Annotated in this window: 17 protein-coding genes; 7 read left to right on the top strand and 10 right to left on the bottom strand. The window is 67.4% G+C overall.

Annotated features, from left to right (window positions below; all coding sequences use genetic code 11):
• Positions 1–58 precede the first annotated feature (58 nt).
• Both HUX88_RS22250 and HUX88_RS22245 read right to left on the bottom strand, forming a co-directional pair.
• Positions 59–1,228, bottom strand: coding sequence for a M23 family metallopeptidase (locus tag HUX88_RS22250; protein WP_176363157.1), 1,170 nt, complete (start codon positions 1,226–1,228; stop codon positions 59–61).
• A 58-nt stretch (positions 1,229–1,286) separates the two neighbouring features.
• Positions 1,287–2,066: an alpha/beta fold hydrolase gene (locus HUX88_RS22245; RefSeq protein ID WP_301549489.1), complete on the bottom strand. Its 780-nt coding sequence runs from the start codon at positions 2,064–2,066 to the stop codon at positions 1,287–1,289.
• 139 nt (positions 2,067–2,205) lie between these two features.
• Between HUX88_RS22245 and HUX88_RS22240 the strand changes: the two genes are divergently transcribed.
• Positions 2,206–3,048, top strand: a complete 843-nt coding sequence (locus HUX88_RS22240) for an alpha/beta hydrolase (protein ID WP_117013296.1) — start codon at positions 2,206–2,208, stop codon at positions 3,046–3,048.
• On the opposite strand, the gene HUX88_RS22235 is transcribed toward HUX88_RS22240, so the two are convergent.
• The 3 genes from HUX88_RS22235 to HUX88_RS22225 all read right to left on the bottom strand — a co-directional run bounded on the left by HUX88_RS22235 (position 3,029) and on the right by HUX88_RS22225 (position 8,090).
• On the bottom strand, positions 3,029–4,477 hold the full coding sequence (locus HUX88_RS22235; RefSeq protein ID WP_117013297.1) for a DUF3422 family protein: 1,449 nt from the start codon (positions 4,475–4,477) through the stop codon (positions 3,029–3,031). The genes HUX88_RS22240 and HUX88_RS22235 overlap by 20 nt on opposite strands.
• A 177-nt stretch (positions 4,478–4,654) precedes the next feature.
• Positions 4,655–5,947 carry an ABC transporter substrate-binding protein gene (locus tag HUX88_RS22230; protein ID WP_176363155.1) on the bottom strand — a complete coding sequence of 431 codons (1,293 nt, stop codon included), beginning with the start codon at positions 5,945–5,947 and terminating at the stop codon, positions 4,655–4,657.
• Positions 5,931–8,090, bottom strand: coding sequence for a TonB-dependent siderophore receptor (locus tag HUX88_RS22225; RefSeq protein WP_229219468.1), 2,160 nt, complete (start codon positions 8,088–8,090; stop codon positions 5,931–5,933). The genes HUX88_RS22230 and HUX88_RS22225 overlap by 17 nt, the downstream gene beginning before the upstream one ends.
• Positions 8,091–8,335: 245 nt before the next feature.
• Between HUX88_RS22225 and HUX88_RS22220 the strand changes: the two genes are divergently transcribed.
• Positions 8,336–8,869, top strand: coding sequence for a YfiR family protein (locus tag HUX88_RS22220; protein WP_117013299.1), 534 nt, complete (start codon positions 8,336–8,338; stop codon positions 8,867–8,869).
• A complete protein-coding gene (locus HUX88_RS22215; RefSeq protein WP_176363154.1) occupies positions 8,866–10,824 on the top strand; it encodes an ATP-binding protein in 1,959 nt (652 codons plus the stop codon). The genes HUX88_RS22220 and HUX88_RS22215 overlap by 4 nt, the downstream gene beginning before the upstream one ends.
• On the opposite strand, the gene HUX88_RS22210 is transcribed toward HUX88_RS22215, so the two are convergent.
• Genes HUX88_RS22210 through HUX88_RS22190 form a run of 5 tightly spaced genes read right to left on the bottom strand, consistent with a single transcriptional unit; the run spans position 10,814 to position 15,949 of the window.
• Entirely contained in the window at positions 10,814–11,809 is a 996-nt protein-coding gene (locus tag HUX88_RS22210) for a 2-hydroxyacid dehydrogenase (protein WP_176363153.1), read from the bottom strand. The genes HUX88_RS22215 and HUX88_RS22210 overlap by 11 nt on opposite strands.
• Positions 11,806–12,345, bottom strand: a complete 540-nt coding sequence (locus HUX88_RS22205) for a DinB family protein (protein ID WP_229219467.1) — start codon at positions 12,343–12,345, stop codon at positions 11,806–11,808. The genes HUX88_RS22210 and HUX88_RS22205 overlap by 4 nt, the downstream gene beginning before the upstream one ends.
• A complete protein-coding gene (locus HUX88_RS22200) occupies positions 12,342–13,892 on the bottom strand; it encodes a hypothetical protein (RefSeq protein ID WP_229219466.1) in 1,551 nt (516 codons plus the stop codon). Before HUX88_RS22200 ends, HUX88_RS22205 begins: the two co-directional genes overlap by 4 nt.
• 25 nt (positions 13,893–13,917) lie before the next feature.
• The gene (locus HUX88_RS22195; protein WP_117013303.1) at positions 13,918–15,192 is read right to left on the bottom strand and encodes an NAD(P)/FAD-dependent oxidoreductase; all 1,275 of its coding nucleotides are present in this window, start codon (positions 15,190–15,192) and stop codon (positions 13,918–13,920) included.
• A gap of 55 nt (positions 15,193–15,247) precedes the next feature.
• The gene (locus tag HUX88_RS22190; protein ID WP_117013304.1) at positions 15,248–15,949 is read right to left on the bottom strand and encodes an HAD family hydrolase; all 702 of its coding nucleotides are present in this window, start codon (positions 15,947–15,949) and stop codon (positions 15,248–15,250) included.
• A gap of 99 nt (positions 15,950–16,048) precedes the next feature.
• Between HUX88_RS22190 and HUX88_RS22185 the strand changes: the two genes are divergently transcribed.
• The 4 genes from HUX88_RS22185 (at position 16,049) to HUX88_RS22170 (ending at position 18,983) form a co-directional block, all read left to right on the top strand.
• Positions 16,049–17,005, top strand: a complete 957-nt coding sequence (locus tag HUX88_RS22185) for a LysR family transcriptional regulator (RefSeq protein WP_117013305.1) — start codon at positions 16,049–16,051, stop codon at positions 17,003–17,005.
• Between the two features lie 184 nt (positions 17,006–17,189).
• Complete coding sequence (locus HUX88_RS22180) at positions 17,190–17,834, top strand: hypothetical protein (protein WP_117013306.1); 645 nt, start codon at positions 17,190–17,192, stop codon at positions 17,832–17,834.
• Positions 17,835–17,966: 132 nt separating this feature from the next.
• The gene (locus HUX88_RS22175) at positions 17,967–18,566 is read left to right on the top strand and encodes a LysE family translocator (protein WP_176363152.1); all 600 of its coding nucleotides are present in this window, start codon (positions 17,967–17,969) and stop codon (positions 18,564–18,566) included.
• 27 nt (positions 18,567–18,593) lie between these two features.
• Positions 18,594–18,983: a hypothetical protein gene (locus HUX88_RS22170; protein WP_229213152.1), complete on the top strand. Its 390-nt coding sequence runs from the start codon at positions 18,594–18,596 to the stop codon at positions 18,981–18,983.
• The last annotated feature ends 4 nt before the right edge of the window (positions 18,984–18,987 follow it).

Below are 18,987 nucleotides of genomic sequence, written 5' to 3'. Positions count from 1 at the left end.
AATAGGCGAACTGGCGGAGCGCTCGGGCATCGCGGCGTCGGCGATCCGCAATTGCGCTCTAGAAGCCGACGATGTCGCCGTCCAGCGGCATGCGGCGGCGCAGCCTGGGCGCTTGCGGCGACAGCTTGATCGCCGAGGTGTTGTTCAGCGCCTCGCCTTCGCTGCTGCGGCCCGCAGGCGTGTAGCTGTCGAACACAAAGGGCAGCCCTTGCGAGTCGGCGAAGCTGGCCTTGTCCGATACATGGAAGTGCAGGTGGGGCGCGCCGGCGCCGCCCGTCAGGCCCAGGTGAGCCAGCAGCGCGCCGCGCTTGACGCGTTGGCCCGGCCGGACTTGAATGCTGCCTTGGCGCAGATGGGCGTAGTGGACGAAGACCCCGGGCGCTATCTCCAGCACCACGAAGTTGCCATACAGGGCGCGCGTGCTCAGCTCCGGCGGTTCCTCCTGCGGCGACAAGGGCTTGCGGTCGGCGACGCCGTCCCGCATGTCGCGCACCACGCCGTCGGCGGCGGCCAGCACGTCGCTGTTCCAGCCTGCCCAGTCTTCGACGCGGCTCTCCGCCAGCTTCTCCACCGGCGCGTGGACGGCGTGGCCTTGCGCGTCCAATCCGAAGAAGTCGATGGCGTAGCGCTGCGGGATGGTCAGGCGGCCGTTTTGCGCGATCGCACCGCCCCAGTGGTGCGATTGGGCGTGGCCCGGTCCCTCGTCGGCCAGCCACAGGCCGCCGCGAAGCGGGGCGCCCAGCGTGACCGGCGGCCTGGCGTCGACCGGCACGGGAATGTCGCCGGCGGTTTGCGTTTCGCCCTTGGCGGTTTTGAAGGTGAGCGTGTGGCGCAGCGTGCGGGGTGGCTTGCGGCCCGCCGGCAAAGGCGCGGCGATCAGCAGCAGCGCGTGCGTGCCGCCGGCGATGGCGAGGCTGTTGTCGGCTTCCAGTTCCTTGTTGGGCCGCAGCAGGCTTGCCAGCGCGGGACCGCTGAAGGTGGCCAGCGGCCGGGCGTCGCCGTCGGCGTAGACTGCCGCCTCGGTCAGTTTCAGTACGCCGGTATCGGCGTAGAAATTGCCGATGTCCAGTTCATAGTACAGGCGGCGCACGCCGTCGGTGCCGGTCACTGCCTGCGGCGCATGCGGGACGTGTGCCTCGACCGGTGCCTGTGCGGGCGCGGCATGGGCGATGGTGAACGCTGCCGCCAGTAGGGCGGCCAGGGACTGCTGCAAGGATGGGCTGCGCATGTGTGACGTTTCCGGCTGGTGGCGAAGCACCGACAGTGTCACATCGCCGCCGTCCTTGTCAATCGGCGGTGACTTCGGCGTCGGCCAGGAAGTTGACGATGGCGGGGTTGACCACGGCGCCGTGGGTGATCGGCGCCATGTGGCCGCCGCGCGTTTGCAGCGCGATGGCGTCGGGCAGGGCGGCGGCCAGCGCCTCGGCCAGCAGGCGCGTGGAGGCCGGACTATGCGCGCCCGACATCACCAGCGACGGCATGGTCAGCGCCGACAGGTCGTCCAGCGTGGCCGCTTCGCCCAGCAGCGCCTGGAAGTCCAGTCGCACCTTGGCGATCATGCCGGCCATCTTGTCCTGCGCCGCCGGCGGCGCGGCGTCGAAGGCGCCGGCGCGGTTCCAGTAGTCGATGAAGATGCGGGTGGCGTCGCGGTCCTGCTGCGGGCCGCAGGCGTTGATGCGCTCCACCACGCCGACGATTTCGGCGCGCGCGGGGTGCTGCGCCGGCAGCAGGTGGAAGGCCACCGGCTCGAACAGCGTGAGCGACAGCACGCGCTCCGGCATGCGGCGCGCCATGTGCAGCGCCGAGGCGCCGCCGAAGGAATGGCCGATCAGGTGGAAGGCCTCGCCCGGCTCCAGGCGCGAGGCGATGGCGGCGTTGACGGCGTCGACTTCGTGCGCCAGCGTGTGGACGTAGCCGGCGTCGACGTCGGCCGGGAAGGGCGAGGCGCCGTAGCCCAGAAGGTCGACGGCGATGCAGCGGAAGCCGTCTTCAAGTTGCGACATCAGGTCGGCCCACTGGGCCTTGGAACTCATGGAGCTATGCAGCAGTACGACAGCAGGTTTCATTATTGGCATGCTTGAAAAACGGAGCGCGTATTATACCGGCACTTGTGTAAACGGCCATGTGCCGCCATCTGTGGCCTATACCACGCACGTGGCGATTTTTCATTACCGTGCCAGCATGGAACGAAGGTAGAGTAGAGGCATGAAACATTCTAAAAAAGTGGCTGGATTGGCCGGGCTCGCCAGCGTGTTGTGGATGGGGCTGACCGCTGCGGTCGCCGCCAACCAGAAGCGGCTGTTGTTCAATCCGCTGGGCAGCAAGCGCGAGGTGCTCAAGCCCTACAGCAGCGGCCACCGCACGCGGCCGATCGTGGTGCGCTCCAACGACGGCACGCGGCTGTCCGGTTGGCTGATGACGCCGCCGGTGGCGGGGCCGCATCCGGGCGTGATTTATTTCGGCGGGCGGTCGGAGGAGGTGTCCTGGGTGGCGCGCGACGCCGGCAAGCTGTTCCCCGGCATGGCGGTGCTGGCGGTGAATTATCGCGGCTACGGCGATTCGCACGGCGATCCGGCCGAGGAGCATTTCGTCGACGACGGCCGCATGCTGTTCGACTGGCTCAGCGAGCGTCATCACGTCGATTCCAAGCGCATCGCGGTGGTGGGGCGCAGCCTCGGTTCCGGCGTGGCGGTGCAGGTGGCGATGGAGCGCGACGCCAATTCCATCGTGCTGATCACGCCCTACGATTCCATCCTGGCCCTGGCCCAGCGTAAGTTCAAGGCGATCCCGGTGGAGTATGTGCTGCGGCATAAATTCGAGTCGGTCAAGTACGCGCACCACCTGAAGGCGCCGACCTATGTGCTGCGCGCCGCCTTCGACGACGTGGTGCCGCATTCGCACACCGACCTGCTGGTCGAGAAGCTCGGCCAGCTGCATGCGGACGAAATCGTGCCCGACTCCGACCACATGAACATCCCCTACCTGGAGGCGACGCAGCAGCGCATCGCCAGCTTCCTGGCCAGCCGCTTCAACCAGCCGCAATCCTGACCGGCTTCTCGGTCAGCTGCTTGTGCAGCCGGCGCAAGCCCATCCACACGCCGATGAACACCAGCGGCGCGGCCAGGCCGGTGAGGATGTCGGGATTGACCGGGATGTTGCTGGCCTTCAGGGCCTTGCCCGCGTAGCCGATCAGGCCCAGCGTGTAGTACGAGATCGCCACCGCCGACAAACCTTCCACCGCCTGTTGCAGGCGCAGCTGCTGGGCCGCGCGCGCGTCCAGCGACTGCAGGATCTTGCGGTTCTGCCGCTCCTGCTCGATGCCGACGCGCGTGCGCAGCAGGTCGTTGCTGCGGGCGATACGCTTGGCCAGCGTCTCCTGCCGCTGCGACACCGAGGTGCAGGTGTGCATGGCCGGCGCCAGGCGGCGGCCCATGAACTCGGCCAGGGTCGGCATGCCGGCGATGCGGACCTCGCGCAGCTCCTGGATGCGCGACTGCACCAGGCTGAAGTAGGCCTGCGCCGCCGCGAAGCGGTAGCTGTTGTTGACCGACAGCTTTTCCAGCCGCGCCGCCAGGCTGGTGATACGGTGCAGCAGCGCCTGTTCCTCGCGCGCCTCGTTGGCCACGCCCTCGGGCAGGTCGCCCTGCACCAGCGTTGCGGTCAGGTCGGCCAGCTCGTTCTCGATGCCGTTGAGCAGCGGCTGGCTGGCTTCCGCCTGCGGCAGGCCCAGCAGGGCCATCATGCGGTAGGTTTCGATTTCCAGCAGGCGGCCGACCAGGCGGCCGGCCTGGAACTCGCGCAGGCTCAGGTCGCGCACCACGAAGCGGCTGAAGCCGTCGGGCTGGATCAGGAAATCGGTCCACACCTCGGCGCCGCTGCCGACGCTGCTGCCGACCAGCGATTTGCCCTGGAACAGTTCACGGATGGCATCGGTCGCGCCGGCGTCGTCCGGCTGACCCTGGCACAGCAGCACATGGGCGGCCACGATGATCTTGCCGTGCAATCCAGCCAGCCACTCCTGCGGCACATGCCGCAGCGGCATGCGCTCAAACGCCGGGGTCAAGTCTGACATTCGGACACGAGCACTGCCGTTGTCGTCGCTACTGCCGACCTCGTGTCCGAATGTCAGACTTGACCCCACCGGGTCTTGGCGCTCGACGAAGGTGTAGGTGGCGAATTCGGTGTGGCATTCCCATTTCAGGCGGAAACGGTCGAAGTCGTGGAAGAAGTAGCGCGCCTGCGGGGCGGGCGCGGCCACGCCGTAGTGCAGGCACAGCTGCTCCAGGATCTGGTGCTGGGTGCTGCGGTGGTATTTTTGCGACGGCTGGTCCTGCTGCACGTACAGCGCGAAATGGGTCAGGCCTTCCGGCGCTTGCAGTTGCAGGAACGGCCGCGAGTGGATTTCCGCCGACAGCGGCACCCGCATCGGATGGTTTAACTTGGCGAAATCGGCATTGGCGCGGTAAGCGAGAGACATGACCTTCCCCGGATTTGGACTGCGATCGAATGTGAAGAAACGTGCATGTTGCAGTGCAGTATAGCCAGCCGGCCTCGGCCGCACAACCATGCATTCCGCATACCTGTCATGCGGAACGCTGATGTTACCGGGGAAAAGATGTGCCGGCGATCATTTTTTGAGCGCCACCGATGCCGTTCAACGGGGCAGGCCGATGATCAGCTGCTCGCTGGCGTCCCAGCTGCGGGCCGCCGTGTCGAGCCGGAACACGGTGAACGGCACCTGGCCGACGATGTCGCCCACGCCGTCCCAGTCGATGTCGGCATAGGCGCCGGCGTAGTCGACGTCCTTGCCGGCCCGGACCAGCGCCAGTGCGGCGCCGATGGTTTCCGGCCGCACCTTCTCGCCCGGCGCGTTCATCACGAAGCGCAGGCTGTCGCGCACCATCAGGCCGGTGGGACTCTTGCTGTTGTTGACCAGGCCGGCGCGCTCGATGGCCAGCGCCATCACCATCGCGATGTCGTAGGTGGGCGCGGTGAAGTCCTGCGGCTCGCTGCCGTACTGGGCGATGTAGCCGGTGCGGAAGCTCTGGTAGGAGCTGTTGCCGTAGGCGCCGATGGTGGCGGCCGAGCCGCGCGCGCCGCCAATCAGCTTGCCCGGGTCGGCCAGGTTGTCGAGGAAGGTCTGGTTGCCGGCGGCGGTGCCGGGCAGCAGCCACATGGCGCCGCTCTGGAACGGCAGCGATTCGTTGAGCACATTGGCCGAGATGTCGGCCGCCAGGATGCCGTTCAGGATCACGTCCGGCTTGGCGTCGTAGACTTGCTTCAGGTAGCCGGCGAAGCCGTTCTTCAGGCCGAACGGGATGGTGACCGTGGCCACCACCTGGCCGCCCAGCTTCTGGAAGGCCGGCGTGAACAGGCTGGCCAGGCCGGCGCCGAAGGCGTCGCCGGCGTTGATCAGCACCACGGCGCGGCGCTTGCCCGCTTCCCACGCGACCTTGGCCAGCACCGGCGTGGCGTCGACGTCGGAGACGCCGATGCGGTACACCAGGTCGTTGTCGGCCACCGTGCTCAGCGTGGGCGAGGAGCTCGATTCGGTCAGGATGGGCACGCCCTTGGCCAGCGCCTGCGGCAGCAGGTTGAGCACGCGGGTGGAGGTGGAGACGTTGAGCGCGATGACGCCGGCGTCCAGCAGCTGCTGGCCCATGTCCTGCGCCTCGGCGTTGTCGCGCGCGACCAGCGCGATGGCGTTCAGGCGCTTGCCCAGCACGCCGCCGGCGTCGTTGATCTGTTTGGCCGCCAGCAGGAAGGCGTCGCGGGTCGAGGTGCGCCAGCCCACCGAGGCGATGTTGATGGCGGACGGATCGATCATGGCCTTGATCGGATTGGCCGGTAGCGGCGTGGTGGCGTCGCCGGTGCCGCCGCCCCCGCCGCAGGACGCCAGCAGGGACAACGCGGCGGCGGCCAGCAGGCGGCTAGTAGCGGTATTCATATTGCACTCCATAGCGGCGGCCCAGCGATGGATAGTCGATGCCGCCGACGCCGGGATCGACATACTGGCTGTTCCACAGGTCGCGCACCTGCACGCGCAGGCTGGCGCGGGCGTTCAGGCTCCAGCGCGCGCTCAGCGTGGTGTCGACGTAGCTGGCCAGGTGGTAGCTCTGGTTGGCCAGCAGCACGTTGGCGGTGGCGGCCGGGCGCGGGCCGACGTAGCGGTTGTCCAGGCTGAGCAGCAGCTTCTGTCCCATCAGGCTGGCGCTGGCGCCGGCGTTGGCGCTGTTGGTGGGGAACAGCTCGCCGTCGCTGCGCTGGGCCAGCGGCGCCAGCGTGTAGCGGTTGATGCCGCGGCTGCCGTTGGCGCGGCTCAGGTTGGCGTAGGCGTTGAACCAGTCGCGCTGGTAGCGCAGCTCCAGCTCCACGCCGTTGACCTTGCTGTCGCTGGTGTTGCGCGCCACCAGGTTGAAGAAGGCCTGCTCCAGCGTGACCAGCTCGCTGACCTTGGTGTGGTAGACCGTCAGCGCGCCGTTCCAGCGCGGATGCGGCGGCGTGCTCAGTTGCAGTTCGAGCGTGCGCGATTTCTGCGGCGCCAGCTCGGGGTTGCCCTTGATGTCGCCCGGCTGCACGGCGGTGCGGTACAGCAGCTCGGCCGACGGCGCCTGGAAGGCGGTGCCGCCCAGCACCTTCAGGCCCCACTCGCCCGGCAAGGTGCCGACCACGCCGGCGCGCAGCGATTCCTGCGTGCCGTAGACCGAGTGCCGGTCCTGGCGGCCGCCGAGGATGGCCTGCCACTTGCCGACCAGGGGGAACTGCCATTGCGCGTACAGGCCGGTGTTGCGCAGCGTTTTCTCGCCCGGCTGGCTGAGCTGGAAGTCGCTGCCGTCGACCAGGCTGTGGCGGCGGAACGATTCCAGCGTCTCGCGGTCGCGCAGCGCGTCGGCGCCCAGCAGCAGGCTGGTCTGCTCACTGGGTTGCCACAGCCATTCGACGCTGCCGTCGACCGCCTTGTAGCCGAAGTCGCGCAGCAGGTAATAGTCGGCGGCGCCGGTGCGCAGGCGGTCGCCGCTGCCCGGCTCGCCCTGTCCGTAGTTCAGGCTGGCGCGCAGCGTGTGCTGCTCGTTGAAGCGGTGGTTGGCGCCCAGGTGTACGAAGCCCTGTTCCAGCACCACGCGGCTCGGCGGGCGCAGCAGCGGATTGAGGCTGGCGAAGACGTTGTCGCTGTCCTGCCGCTGCCAGAAGACGCTGGCCTGCACTTCGTCGGCCGCGCCGCGCCAGCCGCCGCGCAGGTACAGGCTGCGCGGGTCGGCGTCGTCGGCCGGGGCCGGGCTGAGGGCGGCGTAGCGCTGGTAGTCGGGCGAGATGCGCGGCAGCGCCAGGCCGGCGCGGTCGGCCTTGGCCGCCTGCACGCCCCAGGCCAGCCAGTAGGGCGACGGCGCGCCCTCGGCCGCCGTGCCGAACTGCGCGCTGCCGCTGGCGGCCAGCAGGTCGGCGCTGCGGCCGCCGCCGGACCATTCGTGGCCCAGCGCCAGGCGCTGCTCGGTGCCGTCGCGCCGGGTGATGACGTTGACCGCGCCCAGCAGCGCGTCGGCGCCGTACAGCACCGACACCGGCCCGCGCACGATCTCGATGCGCTCGACCATGTTCATCGGGATGAATTCCAGCCCGGTCAGCTGCTGCTGGGTGCTGCGGAAGGCGATCGGCTGGCCGTCCAGCAAAATCTTGATGGCGCGGCTGGCCGACTGCGCGCCGGCGCTGATGCCGCGCACGCCGAAGTTGTGGTTGAGGCGGTCGTCGCTCTCGACAAAGCCGGCCACGTGGGACAGCGCCTCGGCCAGCGTCTGGTAGCCGTAGCGGGCGATGTCGTCGGCCGTGACCAAGGTGACCACGGCCGGCGTCGCGTACAGCGGGGTGGCGGTCTTGGTGGCGGTGAGCACCTTGACGTTGCGCAGCTGGTCGAGGCTGAGGTCGAACAATGTGTCGTCGCCGCCGGCGCCATCGGCGGCGGCAGCAGTAGCAGCGGCAGCGGCCAGGGGCAGCAACAGCAGCGCCGTCGCGCAGGCGGACGGCAGCCGCGCCCGGGGCCAGCGCGCCGGCCCGGCCGGGGCCTGGATGCTGCGATGCTGTGTGCTCCCGATCAAGAGTGTTCCCCTTTGTCGCGCGATTTAACAAAGTATTCACCAATTTCCGCATGATCACAAGCTGCAAGCCGGCCGTGGGCGGCGCGCGTTGTGTTTCGAGAACAAGTCCTTGCGGACTAGCGAAAAAAACTTGCTCCTGGAGCTATTCGGATAAAATCGAGAGGCGTTCCAGCCCTGGAAACACGCGGCGGCGCTACTTGGAGGCAGAGGGCACGATGAAGCGACAGCGCATGGCGGGATACCGGATGCTGGCCGTTCTGGCCTGCCAGCTGGCGGCCCTGGCCGGCGTTGCCGTGCGCGCCGAGCAGGCCATGCCCGAGCAGCAGGTCAAGGCCGCCTACATCCTCAACTTCACCCGCTACGCCAGCTGGCCGGCGCCGACGCTGGCCGATCCGCACGCGCCGCTGGTGGTGTGCATGGTGGGCGCCGGCGCGGCCGACATGGCGCGCCAGCTGCAGAAGCGCGCGGCAGGCAGCCATCCGCTGGAACTGCGCATCGTCAGCCGCATGGAGGAAACCGATCCCTGTCACGCGGTCTACCTGGCGCTGCCCGAACGCAGCCGCCAGAGCGCGTGGCTGACCCGCATGCGCGAGCAGGCCATCCTCACCATCGGCGACTCCGCCTCCTTCCTGGCCGACGGCGGCATGATCAACATGCTGCTGGTGGACGGCAGCATCCGTTTCGAAGTCAACCTGACGGCGGCCAAGCATTCCGGCGTCGGCCTCAATCCCCGCATGCTGGCGCTGGCCGAACGCGTGGTCGGTGGAGACGCCAAGTGAGCGTCATCCCGCACCGCTGGAACGACCTGGCCTTGCAGCGCAAGCTGCTGATCGTCGCGCTGTTGACGGCGCTGGCGGCGATGCTGGTGGCGCTGGCGGCGCTCATCGCCTACGACATCAGCGTGGTGCGGGTGCGGCTGGTGCAGGACCTGGCCAGCCGCATGGACCTGGTGTCGCTCAACCTCGACGTCGACCTGAACTTCGGCGACCGCAGCGCCGCCACCCGCACGCTGTCGGCGCTGCGCGGCACGCCGGACATCGACAGCGCCTGCCTGTTCGACGCGCACCACCAGCCGTTCGCCAGCTATGCCCGGCGCGGCGCGGCGCGCTGCACGTGGCCGGAGGAGATGGCGCCGTCCGGCCACAGCTTCCACGGCGACTTCCTGTCGATGCTGGCGCCGGTGCGCTTCCAGCACGAGGAGGTCGGCTCGCTGCAGGTGGAATACGCCTTGCAGCCGCTGGCCGAACGCCTGAGCAAATACGGCCTGGTGCTGGCGGTGGTGTTGATGACGCTATTGATCGGCGGCGCGCTGCAGGCGATCGGCCTGCGGCGGTTGGTGACCCAGCCGCTGGTGGCGCTGTCGAAGGTGGCCGACCAGGTCACGCGCGAGCAGCGCTACGACCTGCGCGCGCCGCACTTCTCCAACGACGAGGTGGGGCGGCTGTCGGCCGCCTTCAACACCATGCTGGCCACCGTCGCCGCGCGCGACGCCGCGCTGCGGGTGAGCCAGTCGCTGCTGACCAATATCGCCGACAAGTCCTCGGCGGTCATCTACGTCAAGGACCTCGAAGGGCGCTACCTGATGGTCAACGAGCGGCTGCGCAAGGTGCTGCCGCCAGGCTCGCCCGACCCGATCGGCCACAAGGACGCCGACATCTTCGACGACGACACCGTGCAGGTGATACGCGAGGGCGACCGCCGCGCGCTGGAGTCCTCCCATTCCTACATCTACGAGGAGGGCGTGCCGGATGCCGAGGGCGTGGTGCGGACCTATATCTCGGAAAAATTCTGCCTGCGCGACGAGCAGGGCAAGACGTGGGCGATGGGCGGCATCTCGACCGACATCACGGACCGCAAGAAGAGCGAGGTGGAGCTGATCCAGTACCGCGACAAATTGGAGGAGCTGGTGCAGCTGCGCACCGCGCAGATGGTGGACGCCAACAAGGAGCTGGCCGAATCGCTGGAGACGCTGCGCCACGCGCAGGATGAACTGGTGCGCAGCGAGAAGCTGGCGGCCCTGGGATCGCTGGTGGCGGGCGTGGCGCACGAGTTGAACACGCCGATCGGCAACAGCCTGCTGGCGGTCAGCACGCTGATCGATCAGACCCGCGCCTTCACGCGCCTGACCGCCGACGGCATGAAGCGCTCGACGCTGCAGGCCTTCGTCAACGACATCGCCAGCGGCGGCGAGATCGTGCTGCGCAACCTGCACCGGGCGGTGGACCTGGTGTCGAGCTTCAAGCAGGTGGCGGTGGACCGCACCACGTCGCAGTGCCGCGAGTTCCAGCTGTGCGACCTGGTCGACGAGATCCTGTTGCTGCTGCTGCCGACGTTTAAGAAGAGCGGCATCACGGTGCGCCAGGATATCCCGCCGACGATACAGATGAAGAGTTATCCGGGGCCGTTCGGGCAGGTGCTCATCAACTTGATCAACAACGCCCTGACGCACGGCTTCGAAGGGCGCACCGAAGGCGAGATCCTGGTCGCCGCCCGCATGCTCGACGCGGAGCGGGTGCAGGTGGTCATCAGCGACAACGGCTCCGGCATCGCGCCCGAGAACATGGGCCGCATCTACGATCCGTTCTTCACCACCAAGCTGGGGAAGGGCGGTTCGGGGCTGGGGCTGAACATCGTCTACAACATCGTGTACGGCGTCTTGCGCGGCAAGATCGATGTGGAGAGCGAGCTCGGTACGGGCACCCGCTTCGTCCTGACGCTGCCGGTTACGAGCTAGCAGGCAGCAGGTTGGCGCAGGGCGTGCCGTTCATGTGGCAGGCCAGGTTGTCGAAGGTGACGGCGGCGATCTCGCGCATCGCCTCGATGGTGAAGAAGCCCTGGTGGCCGGTGACCAGCACGTTGGGGAAGGTCATCAGGCGCTGGAACACGTCGTCGGCGATGATGTCGCTGGAGTGGTCGTGGAAGAACAGGTTGGCCTCCTGCTCGTAGACGTCGATCGCCAGCGCGCCCAGTTGGCGCGACTTGAGCGCGTCGATCACGGCGGCCGTGTCGATCAGCGCGCCGCGCGAGGTGTTGACCAGCATCGCGCCGGGCTTCATGCGCGCCAGGCTGGCGGCGTCGATCATGTGGCGCGTGGCTTCCATCAGCGGGCAATGCAGGGAGACGATGTCCGACGCGGCCAGCAGCTCGTCGAGGCTGGCGCGCGTGGCCACGCCGTCCAGCTGCGGCGTCGGCGCCGGATCGCTGACCAGCACCGTGCAACCGAGTCCCTTGAAGATGCGCGCCGCCACCGTGCCGATCTGGCCGGCGCCGACGATGCCGACCGTTTTCCCGTTCAAGGTCATGCCGAGCAGGCCGTCCAGCGAGAAATTGCCCTCGCGGACGCGCGCGTAGGCGCGGTGCGTGTGGCGGTTGAGCGTCATCGCCAGCGCCAGCGCGTGTTCGGCCACCGCTTCCGGCGCGTAGGCCGGCACGCGCGCCATGAACAGGCCGAGGCTCGCGGCGGCGCGCAGGTCGACCTGGTTGAAGCCGGCGCAGCGCAGCAGCACGGCGCGCACGCCCAGCGCATGCAGCGCTTGCAGCACGGCGGCGTCCAGCTGGTCGTTGACGAACACGCAGACGGCGGCGCAGCCCTGCGCCAGCGGCACCGTGTCCAGCGTCAGCGGGTCGGAGAAGTAGGCCGCGTCGACCGCGTATCGTTGGCGCGCTTCGTCGAGGAAGCGGCGGTCGTACGGCTGGGTGCTGTAGACGGCGATCTTCACGGCGCTTCGATGTCGGGGACCATGGCCAGCAAATCGGTGACGCCGATGTCGACGCCGGCCTGCGTGAGCAGCGTGCTGACCTGGCCGCGATGGTGGGTCTGGTGGTTGAAGAAGTGCAGCACCAGGCTGCCGAAGTGCTTGCGATACAGGTCGCCCCGGGTGCTGCGGTATTCCATGGTTTGCGCCAGATGCTCCGCGCTGACTTGCGGCGCCCATTCCGTGACGATGGCGTCCAGCCGGTGGCGGTGGGCCAGCAGCGACGGCAGGTAGTCGCCGAAGCTGTGCGTGAGGCTGGAGGGCGCCGGCAGGTCCAGCATCGGCGCCAGCGCGCTGTAGCGGGCCGGATGCGTGGCGAAGCGGCTCAGCCAGATTGTGTCGGCGGCCAGCAGGTGGTTCATGGTGCCGAGGATGGAACCGAAGAAGGCGTTGCGGTCGGCGGTCAGGTCGGCGTGCGGCAGGCGTGCGGCGGCGGCGTACATCTTCTGGTTCATCGAGGCGTTGTAGGCCGCCATCAGCACTGTGGATTCTGGAGTCATTGGGGAAGTAAGCCTGGTTCCGGTTGCAGGGTGATCATCTGGTTGACCGCGTCCAGCGTGCGGCGGCGTTGATCCTCGTCGGGTTTGATCCTGGGCGCCAGCAGCTCGAGCAGGTCGCGGGTGTGGCTTGCGTTGAACGGCACGGTGTAGTCGTCGACCACCTTGTCCATCAGGTATTTGACGGTGCGCGTCGACTGGCTGGCCGATTGCTCCAGCGTGGCCTTGGACAATGCGCCCTCGTCGTACGCCAGCGCGGCGTTGCTGCTGGCGCTGTCGTCGACCGTGATGTAGTTGTAGTTCTGCGATGCCGGATCGACCAGCAGCTCCAGTATGCCGCCCGGCTTGTTGGGCAGGTGGTAGCTGGCCTTGAGCTGCGATTGCTGTTGCTGCGATATCGAGCGGTCCAACTGGGTGCGGCCTTGCACGCTGGTGCTTTGCGAGGTCTGGTAGTCGAAGGTGTCATGCTCGCCGGGGCGCAGCGGGTTGGGCGAGGTTTCGGTTTGCGTGAGCGAGGCGCTGAAGTCGGCCAGGCCGGTGAGGATGGCGTGGTCCTCGCCGGTCAGCTTGATCCTTTGCGACGGCGCGGCGGGCTGCTGGCCGTAGTCGCTGTGCATCTGGGTGACGGCGTCCTTGAACAGGCCGGCCAGCGCGGCGTCGCCGTGGCCGCGCGCGGCGGCCTGGTCGAACTGGTGCAGGTAGTTGGCCAGCGCCTTGGCTTGCTGCTCCTTGCCGCCCCAGCTTGCGGGCTGGCTCAGGTCCACGCTGATCTTCGCTTCGCCGGCCGGGCCGTTGAAGCGCACCGTGCGTTGTTTGGCGTCGGCGTGGAAGTCCAGCTGCTGCGTGTCGGTTTCGTTCAGCTTGAGCGTCGAGCGCAGGTCCACCGAGGACAGCACCGATGGATCGAATCCGGTCAGGCCGGCCAGGTCGATTTTCGGCGGCACGGCGGCCAGGCCGTCGATCGCTTTTTGAAAGGCGGTCGAGAGTCCGGCCAGCGCCGCGCGTTCGTCGTCACTGAGCTTGCCGCTGCTTTGCACTTGCACGGCGATGCCGTTGTCCGAGCTGTCCAGCGCCAGGGTGACCTTGACGCCGCTTTTGGTGGTGACGGTGAGGCCGGCCTGGTTGTCGCCGAGGCGGTGCAGCGGCGGCAGCTGGGCGTACAGCAGCGCGTCGTAGGTGCCGGTGTTCAGATCCTGCGGCACTTGCTGCAGCGATTGCGAGAAGTTCGTATCGTCGGTCTTGAAGCGCTCCAGCAGGGCGGCGCCCAGGTTCTTGAAGCTGCTGGTGGGCGGCAGGTAGTTGTAGTTGCGGGCGATGAGGGCGGAGACGGCATCCTTGCCGCTGCGTTCCCACACCAGCGGCAGCGGCGCGCGCCCAATGCCGTCGATGGCCGGCGCGCCGGCGCCGCTGAGCCGCACCACCGAAGCCGGCGTGGGAGGCGTCGTGGTGTTGGCGGCGGCTGCGTTGGCGGCCGCAATGCCGGGCGCCTCCACCGTTGCGGGCGGAGGCGCTGCCTGGCTGGTTTTGCTTAACGAAGTTAAGGTTGTCATCACCGCATTATACGGCGATTACACCTCACGACAGCTTCACCGGCGGCTGAATTTTCGCCCGCAACCAGTCGACCAGCGCCTGGGTCGCCACGCGTGCGGTGCCGTGCAGGTTGAGCAGGTGCTTCTGGTACAGCAGCTGATACAGCAGGCTCGCCGTGGCGCCTGCCACGCGGATGCTCTTGCCGGTGATGGCGCCGGTCAGCACGCCCACCGCGGTCTGCGGTCCCAGCGAAACGAGGGAGCCGTAGTCGTGGTAGCGGAAGTCCGGACGCGGCGTGCCGTTGCGGCGGGCCAGCAGGTCGGCCAGGAACATCGCCTGCTGGTGCGCCACCTGCGCGCGCGGCGGCGCGGCGCCCTTGATCGGGCACACGTAGCTGGCGCAGTCGCCCAGCGCGTACACCTGGCTGTCGTTGGCCGAGCATAGGCTGGCGTCCACAATAATCTGGCGCAGATTGTTGACTGCCAGTCCAAACGTCGCGCACAGCTGCGGCGCTTCGACGCCGGCCGCCCACAAGGTCAGGTCGGCGCGGTGGACGTTGCCGGCGGCGTCGATCACCGCATCCTGCGTTACTTCGGCGACGGCGGTGCCGGTCAATACTTCGATGCCGAGCGCGCGCAGTTCACGCGCGGCGCGGTTGGCCTGCTGCGGATGCAGTTGCGGCAGCAGGTGCTGGCCGCGCTCGATCACGCTGATGCGGATATCGGTCTCCGGGTCCAGCGTGTGCACGCGGTAGGCGGCAAGCGCGCGGGCGCTGTTGCTCAATTCCGCCGCCAGCTCCACGCCGGTGGCGCCGCCGCCGACGATGACCACGTTCACCTGGGTCTTCTGTTCTCCGGCCTTGATGCAGGCATCGAGGAAGCGGCGGCGGAAGGACTCGGCGTCGTCCACGTTGTCGAGCGTGAGCGCGTGTTCGGCGGCGCCGGGCACGTTGTAGAAATTGGTGATGGCGCCCAGTGCCAGCACCAGCTTGTCGTAGTTGATGGTGCGGCATACGCCGTCGCTGCCGTTGCCCTTGCGCGGTGCCAGCGTGACGGTTTGGTGCGCGCGGTCCATGCACAGCACCTCGCCCTGCACGAATTCGAAATCATGCTCCACCGCCTGGGCGGGGAAGGACAGCTCCTCCACGCGGGGATCGCATTTGCCGGAAGCGACCGTGTGCAGCAGGGGCTTCCAGAAATGGCCGGGATAGCGGTCCACCAGCAGGATGCGGGCACGCTTGCTGGCGCCGAGGGTGTCGCCCAAACGGGTGGCGAGCTCGAGTCCGCCCGCACCGCCTCCTACGATGACGATGGTTTCCATGATGCGCCTCCAGATAGTTAAGAAATCTGTGCTGCGGCTCTGCGGCCGCGTCGCCCTACGCGGCCAGTTCGTGCTTGGCGCGCTGGTCGGGCGTGTAGGGGCTTGAACGCAGCTCGCGCAGCGCGTCGTAGGTGATGAACTGGCGCGGACGCACCACGTCGTTGCCGTATGGGGCGACCGAGACGGTCCACAGGCCCGCCTCCTCGGCGGCGCGCAGGCCCGGCACGGCGGTGTCGATGGCGATGGCGTCCTGCGGCGAGACGCTCATGGCGTTCAGCGCGCGGGCATATGGGCCGGTGCCTGCGGGGCCGTCGAAATTGGCGCCACCTGTGACCACCGCGAACAGGCTGTTGACATCGGCGTCGAAGCAGCCGCTCAGCAGGGCCGAGGTGGCGGGCGCCGGCAGGTCGGTCAGCACGCAGATCTTGCAGCCGTCGTTGAGCGCGTCGTCGATCAGGGCCAGCGCGGCCGGCAGGGCCTTGGGCGGCCGGGCGCTGATCGCCTGGTGGAACTGGCGGTGCTTGTCGGCGAACAGTTCGGCCACGCGGGCCTTGTCGCGCGAGAGCGGCTCGCAGGCGATGGCGGAACCGATGGCGCGGGCGTATCCATGGGTGGCGGCGGCGGCGCGCAGCGCCGGCAGCGTCCAGCGTACCGACAGGCCGGCGTTGGCGAACGCCGCGTTGCAGGCTGCAAGGTGCAGCGCTTCGGTGTCGAACAGTACGCCGTCCAGGCCCAGGAAGATTACGTCGATGCTCATGTCGGTCTCGCTTAAAACGATGTCAGATGATTATGAATATACGGGTACAATGAACAAAAGAAAAATTAAACATATTCGATAATTGATAAGGAATAGCTTATGTATCCAGCCAGCTTTCGCCAGCTACAGGCGCTGATACTGGTGGCGCGCCACGAAAGCGTGTCGCGCGCGGCGGACGCGCTGCACGTCACGCAGCCTGCGGTTTCGTTGCAAATCCGCACACTGGAGGAGATCGCCGGCATTCCGCTGACGCGCAAGGTGGGCCGCAACATCCAGCTGACCGCTGCCGGCGAGGTGATGGTGGAGTTCTCCGAGCGCATCCTGCGCCTGTGGGAGCAGGCCAGCGACGAGCTGGCGGCGCTGCAGGGCGTCACCAGCGGTACGCTGCGCATCGGCGCGGTGACGACGGCGGAGCATTTGCTGCCGCCGTTGCTGGTGCCGTTCACGATGAAGCGGCCCGACGTGCGCCTCAAGCTGCAGGTGGGGAACCGGGCGGAGATCGTGCAGATGCTGGCGCGGCACGAGATCGAGCTGGCCATCATGGGCACGCCGCCGCGCGAGCTGCGCACCAACGCCGCCAAGTTCGCGCGCCATCCGATGGCGTTCGTGGCCAGCCCCGCGCATCCGCTGATGAAGAAGAAAAAGATCACGCTCAACGATGTGATGGCCGCCAACCTGCTGGTGCGCGAGCGCGGTTCGGGCACGCGCACGGCGGTCGAGAAGCTGCTGCGCGAGGCGGGGCATCCGCTGGAATTCGGCTCGGAGGTGTCGAGCAACGAGGCGATCAAGCGCATGGTGTCGGCGGGGCTGGGGCTGGGCTTCCTGTCGGTGCACGCGTGCGGCCTGGAGTTCGAGGCCGGCCTGCTGGCGGTGCTGCCGATGCACGAGAGCCCGGTGGAGGCGGACTGGCACATCATGCACCTGAGCGGCCAGCCCATCCCCAAGGTGGCGGCGGCGTTCCAGGATTTCGTGATCGAGAACGGGCAGGACCTGGTGCGGCGCGAGCTGGAGAGCTTCTACAAGCTGCTGGGCCGCCAGGGCAAGCGCAAGCTTTGAAGGGACGGCGCGCGCCGGTGCGGGAGTATGCACAGGGGGTGCTCCTCCGCGCTCCTTCTAGCTAAGCTTCGATTTTCTGTTCGATTTTCTTCGATTTTTTCAAGCTTTGAACTATTCCCGGATTTCCCGGTCTAAATATGGAAATGCCGAAGAAAATAGGGGAGAAAATCGAATGAATACCACAATGAGCGTGCAACTGCCCACCGATACCCTGCTCAAGCTGATCGAGAAACTTCGCCGCCGTGGCGGCTCGCAAGACCTGTCGGAAGCCATGGCCCAGGCCATCGAATGTTGGCTGTCGGACCCGGCCAGATTCGAGCCGGGCGCGGACTTGTCGGGCATGCACGGCTACCAATGGAAATCCCTGTTCCTTCCCGAAGGCACTGTGTTGAAATCCTGGAGCTACGGCGAAAACAACTACGCGCGCGTCGAAGGCGACCAGATCATCCACAACGGCCAGGCTGTTTCGCCGAACCAGTTCGCCCAGTCGTTCGCCCGCTCGACACGCAATGCATGGCAGGATTTATACGTTCGCCGTCCGGGTGATAAGACGTTCAAATCCGCGCGCAGACTGCGCGACGAACTGATCGCCGCAGCGAAGGCGCCTGCGGCAACGCCAGTCTCCACGCCGGCCGCCACGCAGGGAGCTCCGATCATGCCCATCCCCGCCGCTGCTCCTCCATTGCCTGTCGCACCAGTGCCGGCGTTGCCCGCGCCACAGGCCGCGCCCCCGGCCAACACACCCCCGCGCAACGCCGACCGCGAGCCCGGATGGGACTTGCCTGAGCGCAGAAAATTCCGCTACCGGCTGGAAGACGTCGCCTATTAGCCTTCGCAGCGAAGGCGAGTCGTATCGGTCGAACACCCAATACACTTACACACAGTTATCGCATAAGTGTACTGGTACAGTTTGGAGCGCGTCCAATACAATGGCTACTCCTCCCAGCCACCGGATAAGCCCATGTCCCCCGATCTGTTGCTCCCTTTGTGTACTTTCGCCACCATCAGCACGATCACGCCGGGGCCGAACAACGCCATGATGCTGGCCTCGGGCCTGAACCACGGCTTTACGCGCTCGCTGCCGCATCTGTTCGGCATCTGCTGCGGCTTTGCGTTCATGATCTTCGCCACCGGCCTGGGCCTGCACGCGGTGTTCGACCAGGTGCCGATGCTGCAGGTGATCCTGAAGTATGCCGGCGCGCTGTACTTGCTGTGGCTGGCGTGGAAGCTGGCGCATGCGGCGCCGATGAGCGCCGAGCAGGCCGGCCTGTCCAAGCCCATGAGTTTTTTCGGCGCGGCGGCCTTCCAGTGGATTAATCCCAAGGCCTGGGTAATGGCGGTCGGCGCGTTGACCACCTATCTGCCGCCGGGCTTCTCGACACTGGACGTGGCGATGCTGGCGAGCGTGTTCGGCTTGATCGGCATCGTCTGCGTCGGCTCGTGGGCGCTGTTCGGCGTGGCGATGCGGCGCGTGCTGCAGGATGCGCGCTCGGTGCGTATCTTCAACCTGGTGATGGCGTTGCTGTTGGTCGGCAGCCTTTATCCTATCCTGCTAACATGACGCTTTAACGTCTTCCGAGGAATGCCGATGTCGCGTCAAATTGTCTCCGCGCTGTTGTTGTGCGCCCCGTTGATGGCCGCCGCCGCCACCGTGCCGTCGGACCTGATGCGCCCGGTGCCGGAGGAGGCCGCGCGCGGCTATGCCGTCAACTGGCTGCTGAAGATCGAGCTGGAGTCGGACAACCTGAGCGACATCGAGCCGTGCCGCAAGGTGCTGGCCGATCGCGGCTTCCTGCCGACGCTGTCGAAGACGGCCAGTTCCGCCATGCCGCAGCTGCATTTCAAGATCGCCGGCGTCAAGCAGTACGAGCAGGCCGACGCCGACGCCGACGCGGCGCTGGCGGCGATACAGCATGCGGCTTGTCCCGCCGTGCTGACCTGGACGGTGGAGTCCAAGCACCGTCCGCTGGTGCGCTAGGCCC

The sequence above is a fragment of the Duganella sp. BJB1802 genome, from assembly GCF_013369445.1.
Taxonomy (GTDB): domain Bacteria; phylum Pseudomonadota; class Gammaproteobacteria; order Burkholderiales; family Burkholderiaceae_D; genus Rugamonas; species Rugamonas vulcania_A.
This window is presented reverse-complemented; position numbering and strand designations above follow the sequence as displayed.

What these genes read in the sequence shown, in the direction of transcription:
- HUX88_RS22250 (WP_176363157.1), bottom strand. Translation starts at nt 1,228, where the DNA reads ATGCGCAGCCCATCCTTGCAGCAGTCCCTGGCCGCCCTACTGGCGGCA.
- HUX88_RS22245 (WP_301549489.1), bottom strand. Translation starts at nt 2,066, where the DNA reads ATGAAACCTGCTGTCGTACTGCTGCATAGCTCCATGAGTTCCAAGGCC.
- HUX88_RS22240 (WP_117013296.1), top strand. Translation starts at nt 2,206, where the DNA reads ATGAAACATTCTAAAAAAGTGGCTGGATTGGCCGGGCTCGCCAGCGTG.
- HUX88_RS22235 (WP_117013297.1), bottom strand. Translation starts at nt 4,477, where the DNA reads ATGTCTCTCGCTTACCGCGCCAATGCCGATTTCGCCAAGTTAAACCAT.
- HUX88_RS22230 (WP_176363155.1), bottom strand. Translation starts at nt 5,947, where the DNA reads ATGAATACCGCTACTAGCCGCCTGCTGGCCGCCGCCGCGTTGTCCCTG.
- HUX88_RS22220 (WP_117013299.1), top strand. Translation starts at nt 8,336, where the DNA reads ATGCTGGCCGTTCTGGCCTGCCAGCTGGCGGCCCTGGCCGGCGTTGCC.
- HUX88_RS22205 (WP_229219467.1), bottom strand. Translation starts at nt 12,345, where the DNA reads ATGACTCCAGAATCCACAGTGCTGATGGCGGCCTACAACGCCTCGATG.
- HUX88_RS22200 (WP_229219466.1), bottom strand. Translation starts at nt 13,892, where the DNA reads ATGACAACCTTAACTTCGTTAAGCAAAACCAGCCAGGCAGCGCCTCCG.
- HUX88_RS22195 (WP_117013303.1), bottom strand. Translation starts at nt 15,192, where the DNA reads ATGGAAACCATCGTCATCGTAGGAGGCGGTGCGGGCGGACTCGAGCTC.
- HUX88_RS22190 (WP_117013304.1), bottom strand. Translation starts at nt 15,949, where the DNA reads ATGAGCATCGACGTAATCTTCCTGGGCCTGGACGGCGTACTGTTCGAC.
- HUX88_RS22185 (WP_117013305.1), top strand. Translation starts at nt 16,049, where the DNA reads ATGTATCCAGCCAGCTTTCGCCAGCTACAGGCGCTGATACTGGTGGCG.
- HUX88_RS22180 (WP_117013306.1), top strand. Translation starts at nt 17,190, where the DNA reads ATGAGCGTGCAACTGCCCACCGATACCCTGCTCAAGCTGATCGAGAAA.
- HUX88_RS22175 (WP_176363152.1), top strand. Translation starts at nt 17,967, where the DNA reads ATGTCCCCCGATCTGTTGCTCCCTTTGTGTACTTTCGCCACCATCAGC.
- HUX88_RS22170 (WP_229213152.1), top strand. Translation starts at nt 18,594, where the DNA reads ATGTCGCGTCAAATTGTCTCCGCGCTGTTGTTGTGCGCCCCGTTGATG.